The organism is Dolichospermum sp. UHCC 0260, assembly GCF_009711985.1.
Lineage (GTDB): Bacteria > Cyanobacteriota > Cyanobacteriia > Cyanobacteriales > Nostocaceae > Dolichospermum > Dolichospermum lemmermannii.
Window position 1 is genome coordinate 24,520 of record NZ_VIKZ01000051.1, and the last position, 6,742, is coordinate 31,261.

Annotated in this window: 5 protein-coding genes; all 5 read left to right on the forward strand. The window is 34.7% G+C overall.

Going from position 1 to position 6,742, the window contains the following annotated elements; all coding sequences use genetic code 11:
- Window positions 1-676: 676 nt before the first annotated feature.
- The 5 genes from FJR08_RS17915 (at window position 677) to FJR08_RS17935 (ending at window position 6,447) form a co-directional block, all read left to right on the forward strand.
- Entirely contained in the window at window positions 677-1,888 is a 1,212-nt protein-coding gene (locus FJR08_RS17915) for an ABC exporter membrane fusion protein (RefSeq protein WP_015081095.1), read from the forward strand.
- 123 nt (window positions 1,889-2,011) lie between these two features.
- Window positions 2,012-3,190, forward strand: a complete 1,179-nt coding sequence (devC, locus tag FJR08_RS17920) for an ABC transporter permease DevC (protein ID WP_015081094.1) — start codon at window positions 2,012-2,014, stop codon at window positions 3,188-3,190.
- A gap of 217 nt (window positions 3,191-3,407) precedes the next feature.
- Complete coding sequence (locus FJR08_RS17925) at window positions 3,408-4,412, forward strand: NAD(P)-dependent oxidoreductase (RefSeq protein WP_168634086.1); 1,005 nt, start codon at window positions 3,408-3,410, stop codon at window positions 4,410-4,412.
- Window positions 4,413-4,471: 59 nt separating this feature from the next.
- On the forward strand, window positions 4,472-4,939 hold the full coding sequence (locus FJR08_RS17930; protein ID WP_148766187.1) for a DUF2141 domain-containing protein: 468 nt from the start codon (window positions 4,472-4,474) through the stop codon (window positions 4,937-4,939).
- 248 nt (window positions 4,940-5,187) lie between these two features.
- On the forward strand, window positions 5,188-6,447 hold the full coding sequence (locus FJR08_RS17935) for a glycosyltransferase family 2 protein (RefSeq protein WP_148766185.1): 1,260 nt from the start codon (window positions 5,188-5,190) through the stop codon (window positions 6,445-6,447).
- Window positions 6,448-6,742 lie beyond the last annotated feature (295 nt).

The window sequence follows — 6,742 nt, forward strand, 5'->3', positions numbered from 1 at the left end:
CATAAGTAACTAATCAATAAATATACAATAGAAATATTTGCACATAATTGGGTGTTTTTTGAGCAAACTATCATAATCAAGTCTTGGTTTTTGATGAATTTATAAGATAACTCACCTTTTCTAGACAATTGGTTATTTATAAACCAAACATTAATTTGTTAGATGTTGAACACTAACCTGTAACCATATCAATTGTGATGAAATATGGACAATTTGTATTTATTTACGAGAATTTGCTAAAAAAAATACAGATTTTTAGATTAATTTATGAGTAATTAAATATAGTATCTAGTCAAGGATTTTATTAATTAAAGCAACTAAATTTAGTTGACAATATCAAAGTTATTTGGGATAATTGCAGAGAAGTTTATTCATTCCCCAAGTTATTAGCATCATCACCACTTGGGAATTGAAGATTTTTATTTCTCCCTAGAGATATCGTATTTTAGGCTACTTAATTAAATGCCAATTCAAGATAAAACTGATAGCGTAGCGTGGCGTTCCTCATGGATGATTAGAAGTAAAAACACCGCTAATTTAGGTATTTATAACAACTAAAAATGCTGACAACAATTCATACATAAATAATTAGACATATCTCTTTTATAAAAGTAACAGAGAATCCGTCTATAACCATTACGAGTATTTTCCGACATAACACCATTGGAATAAAAATATGGCAGTAAATAAAGAACGCCAATTATTCAACCTAACTGCGTTAAAGTGGAGAATAATTCTAGCAACTTCTCTAACTTTCTCTACGGGTTTAGTATCTTTATACATTTTTCATCAATTAAAGATAAATTCCCAGACTCAATCTTCTGCTATTGCTCCCATTATTAAATATCAACCCATTCCCGTTAAAGTTGCCGTAACTGCCTTAGGAAGATTGCAACCACAAGATAAAATTACTTATTTATCTGCTCCTAATTCTATCAATGGTGTACGAGTAGAAAAACTGTTGGTCAAGGAAGGAGATGATGTTAAAAAAGGACAAGTATTAGCTTATCTAGAAAACTATGCTCGTTCTCAAGCAGCTATCCAACAGGCATTTGATAAATTGTTAATTGCCAGAACTAAACTTGCACAGGTACAAGCTGGAGCAAAAACTGGAGATATCAATGCTCAAAAAGCCACAATTACCAGGTTAAATTCTCAATTTAAAGGAGACATTGCGGCTCAAGCAGCAACAATTAACCGCATTCGGGCTGAAGTTGAAAATGCTCAAAAAGAGAGTAATCGCTATCGGCAATTATCAAAAGACGGTGCTGTTTCTGCTTCTGTTTTTGATAGTAAAAATTTAGTTCTCAAAACTACACAACAGCAGTTAAAAGAAGCTGAAGCTACTCTTAAACGGACACAAGATACTTTCCAAGATCAAATCAAAGAAGGAAAATCCAAACTTAATAGTATTAAAGAAGTTAGAACCGTAGATGTAGAGTTAGCAAAAAGTGAAATCAAAAGCGCGGAAACGGCAGTGCAACAAGCCAAAGCTGACCATGATTTAACTTACATTGCTGCTACTATAAATGGTACAGTTTTGCGAATTCATGCCAGAAATGGCGAAGTAATTGGTACTTCCGGTCTTGCAGAAATTGGCAATACATCAAAAATGCAAGTTCTAGCAGAAGTGTATCAAACTGATATTCAAAATGTTCGAATTGGACAAAAAGCTATCATTACCAGCACCACATTTCCCGGCAAATTACAAGGAACTGTCCGAGAAGTTGGTTGGCAAGTTGATAAACAAGGCATCTTTAGTATTAATCCCAATTCTGATGCAGACCGCAGAGTAATTGAAGTCAAAATATCTATTGATAATCCCACCGATAGTCAAAAGATATCGAGATTAACTAACTTGCAAGTTGATGTTGCAATCCAGATTTAGTGATTGGTTATTAGTGATTAGTTATTGGTTATTGGTTATTGGTTATTTTCTACAACTGACAACTGACAACTGAAAACTGACAACTAACAACTGACAACTGACAATTAACAATTAACAATTAATATGAATTTCAAAATTCCTTTGGGGTGGCTACAGCTTGTCCAGCAGAAACTTCGTTTTGTGATAGCTGTAGCCGGAATTGGCTTTATTGTGCTGTTAATGTTTATCCAACTTGGTTTTCAAGATGCACTATATTCTAGCGCTACAGCACTACATCAACGATTGCATGGTGATTTGTTTTTAGTTAGTTCTCAATACAAATCTTTGACAGCAATTCAAAGTTTTTCTCGCACTCGATTATACCAAACTTTAGGGTTTGATGGTGTTGATTCAGTTAGTTCAATTTATTTGCAATTTGCAAAATTAAAAAATCCTGTCAGCGGAGAGAAATATTCAATTTATGTCATTGGTTTTGACCCAGGAAAATCTGTATTAGATATTGCCGAAGTTGAGCAAAATTTAGACAAAATAAAAATTCCTGATGTCATGCTATTTGATAGAGATGCCCGTCCAGAATTTGGACCCATAGCCGAATTATTTAATCAGGGAAATATTAAACAGCCAATTGAAATCTTTCCCTTTGATGCTATTAAGGGTTATCGAGTGAGAGTTGGTGGTTTATTTAGTTTAGGGCCTTCCTTTGGTGTGGATGGTAATTTAATTGTTAGCGACTCAACTTTTCTAAGAATAAATCCTAACAACCGTCCAGTTGAAAAAATAGATATGGGGTTGATTAAAGTCAAAGATGGTGCTGATATAAAACAGGTTTTAGCCAATTTAAAAGCCAATCTACCAAAGGATGTTCAAATATTTACTCGTCAAGAATTTATTGATTTTGAAAAACAATATTGGTCAGTAAGAACCCCCATTGGTTTTATTCTGAACTTGATGCTAATTATGGCTTCTGTTGTGGGTGTGGTAATTGTTTACCAAATTTTGTATAGCAATATCGCCACTCAATTTATTGCCTATGCCACTTTAAAAGCTATTGGTTATGCTAATGGATATTTATTAAATGTGGTTTTTCAACAAGCATTAATCTTAGCATTGTTAGGTTATATTCCTGGCTTTATTGTTTCGATTGGTTTATATGATTTTGCCATGAAAGTAACTAAATTACCGATCATGATGACAAGTAATAATGCCTCACTTGTTTTAGTATCTACAGTTCTAATTTGCATTACATCTGGAGCGTTAGCTATTAATAAACTCCGTTCTGCTGATCCGGCTGATAGTTTCTAGGAATTTGTTGCATTTCAATTTATCAAATTCTGCCAAATATTCTCTAGACTAAAACCAACTAAAGATAGAAGTTTAATGTTATTAACAACAGTAGAATTCTCTGGCAAGTACAACAGTTCATAGTTGCATTTAATCGCAATTCTTAAACTTAGATTGTATAACTTTCTCAACTGTATGGCTAACGCCACACGATCACAAAACACCTATCTATATCCCCATGAACTTCCAAAACAAAACTCTGCTGATTACTGGAATTGATGAATTTATTGGCTTACGTGCAGCCGAATTAGCGATCGCTCAAGGGATGAAAGTCCGAGGTATACAAAGTTCCCAAGTCAAGGATCAAACAGCGCAAAATTTAGGTGTGGAAATTCTAGTTGGTAATATCACTGATCCTGGAATTTGCTCGAAAGCTTGTCAGGGAGTAGATATAGTTTTACACAATGCTCAAATTGCTGAAGAAGCCGGGGACATTAAGCATTTTCGGGAAATAAATGTTAGCGGTACTATTAATATCGCTAAGGCTGCTAAACAAGCTGGTGTAAAAACATTTGTCCATCTTTCTACTGCTTTAGTATATGGGTTTGACTACCCTGAGAAAGTCACAGAATCAGGTACGCTTTCTGGTGAAAACAATGCTTATTGTCAAACAAAAATTGAAGCGGAAATCGAAGTTTTAAAACTTAATAATGCTCCAGAATTTGGAGTAATTGTTATTCGGGCTGGAGATGTTTATGGGCCAGGAAGTCTTCCTTGGATTGTGCGGCCAATTCAGATGATGCGACAAAAATTATTTGCCTATGCTAATGAAGGCAAGGGTGTGATGAATCATCTATATGTAGATAACCTAATTGATGCCATCTTTTTAGCCATAGAAAAATCAGCTTATGGAGAGGTTTTCAACATTACCGACGGTAAAGAAACTTCCTGGAAAGAGTATTTTATTCATCTCGCTTCATTGGAAAATTTACCAGCACCAATGTCTTTACCTAAAGAGGAAATGAAATTATTTTTGAAAGTGCGTCTTCAGGGGCAAAAACTATTTCGTAAAAAAGCTGATATTCTCCCAGAATCAGTTGATTTTATGAGTCGTCCTTATGCCTATTCTATTGCAAAGGCGCAAAATATTTTGAATTATCAAGCAAAAATTGATTTAGCAGAAGGAATGCGTCGCACCAATGAATGGTTGCAAAAAACTGACATTCAAAAACTGATGAAATAACGATTAGATTTGAGGGATTTGTAATTACATTAAACTTATTGTCAGGAAAATATTGATCTATGTTGAAAATATTCCAAGTTAGTAATTTCTTGCTTGCTACTTTACTAACTATCAGCTTCGCCGACATAGCTTATGCTGAATCAACAACATCTTTAACTGTTGTTGTTAATGGCATTCGTAATAAAACAGGGGAAATTTGTATGAGAGTTTATAACTCTGAAAAAGGATTTCCCGATAATGCTAAAAGTGAAGTTAAAAGCGGTTGTACTAAAATTACAGGCAATTCCGTAAAGCAGGTATTTTCTGGATTAAAACCTGGTACTTATGCTGTAGCTGTAGTTGATGATCAAAATGGTGATCACAAACTCAATAAAGACTTTTTTGGCATTCCTCAAGAGGGTTTTGGGATTTCTAAAAATCCTCCTGTTTCTATCAGCACGGGAACACCTAAGTTCAATAATGCCAGTTTTAAAGTTGACAAGAATACTAGCATTAATATCTTTTTAAAGTATTCTCTTGATCCTTAATTGAGAATTTGCAATTAGGAATTAGGATTTACAGCATATTTCGCTCTAATGAGGTACAAACTTGAATTATGAAACTCTTGTAGTCCGGGCATACTTCGACCCTTCGACAGGCTCAGGGCATCGCAAGCTCAGTACAAGTCTTGCCCGCTACATAAGTACCTCATAACACCGGAAAGTGCTGTATACTTAATTCCTTCTTTCTTCTTCTGACTCCTTTCTCCCGACTCCTTTCTAAGACTATAGAAATAATGCCAGATTTTATGATATTTCTATCTAAGTCTTTGTTCGGTTGGCTGGTAATTCAAACTTGTTTAACGTTAGTATTTTTATGGTATTTACGTTCACACAAACCCAAGTCATTACCAGATGAACAGTTACCAAAAACGGCAGTAATTCTCTGTTTACGGGGTGCTGATCCTTTTTTACCTAATTGTTTGCGATCGCTCTTACAACAAAATTACCCAGAATATGATTTAAAGTTGATCATTGATAGTAAAGAAGATCCAGCCTTTAAAATTGCCACTGAAACAATTAATCAACTGGGTGCAACTAACATCGAAATTAGCACATTAAGAGCAGTTCGTCATAATTGTAGTCTTAAATGTAGTTCTCTAATACAAGCTGTTTCTGATTTGGATAATGCTTATCCAATTATAGCTTTTATAGATGCTGATACCGTAGCTCATCCTAATTGGTTACGAGAATTAGTTACCCCCCTCATTGATGATCAAGTTGGACTAACAACCGGAAACCGTTGGTATGTTCCCACAGGTAATTATTGGGGTTCATTAGTTCGCTACTCCGGTAATGTTTCTACTGTTGTGCAAATGTTTCTCTTTCAGATTCCTTGGGGTGGAACATTAGCTATCAAAACAGAAGTGTTAAACCGCATCAAACTTTTAGATAAGTGGGGAGAAGTATTAACAGATGATATGCTTCTTCATAAACTTATCAAACAACAGAAGTTACAAATTAAATTTGTTCCTTCTTTATTGATGCTAAATCGGGAAGAAAGTAGTTTACATAACTTACAAGAATCATTAAAACGTTTAATAATTGGTTCTAAACTTTATCACCCCCGGTGGTTAGCTATAGTCAGTGAAGCATATTCTAGTATTATTGTCCCCAATGTAGTCATTATCGTTATTTTTCGGCTATTATTTGAGGCTCAATGGGACGCTGCGGCTTTACTATTCTCCACCTATATTTCCTATACCATTGGCTTAGTCTTACTAATGCTATTGATGGAATTAGGAATACATCAAATCTTGCACAATCAAGGTGAAAAAATACCTAAACTATCGCCTTTAATTATCCTGAAAATGTTGATAGTAATTCCCTTAACACAGTGGATTTATGGGTTAATTATGCTATCTTCTTTGTGGACATCAAGTATTACCTGGCGGGGAATTACTTATCGCATTAAAGGACGTGAAAATATTCGGTTAATTGAATACCGTCCTTACCAATGGCTAGATCAACCAATTGATCCAAAAGCTTCTCTTTAGGGAATGGGGGAAATTTTTAGATATTTTATTTTCGCTTCAATATCTAAAAATTCCCCAATTCAAGAATTACTGAAAACTAGAGTATCACCAATATCAGGTCATCATTATGCACAATAAACCTCTTCGTATCGCCTTACAGCGGTTTCCGCTTTTATGAGGTACAAAGTTGAATCATGAAACTCTTGTAGTGCGGGCATCTTGCCCGCTAGATATGTACCTCATAACACCGGGAAGTGATGTATTTACAGGATTATACGCTCCATTCTTAATAGGAGTTTATGTTCAGGTGTAAAAA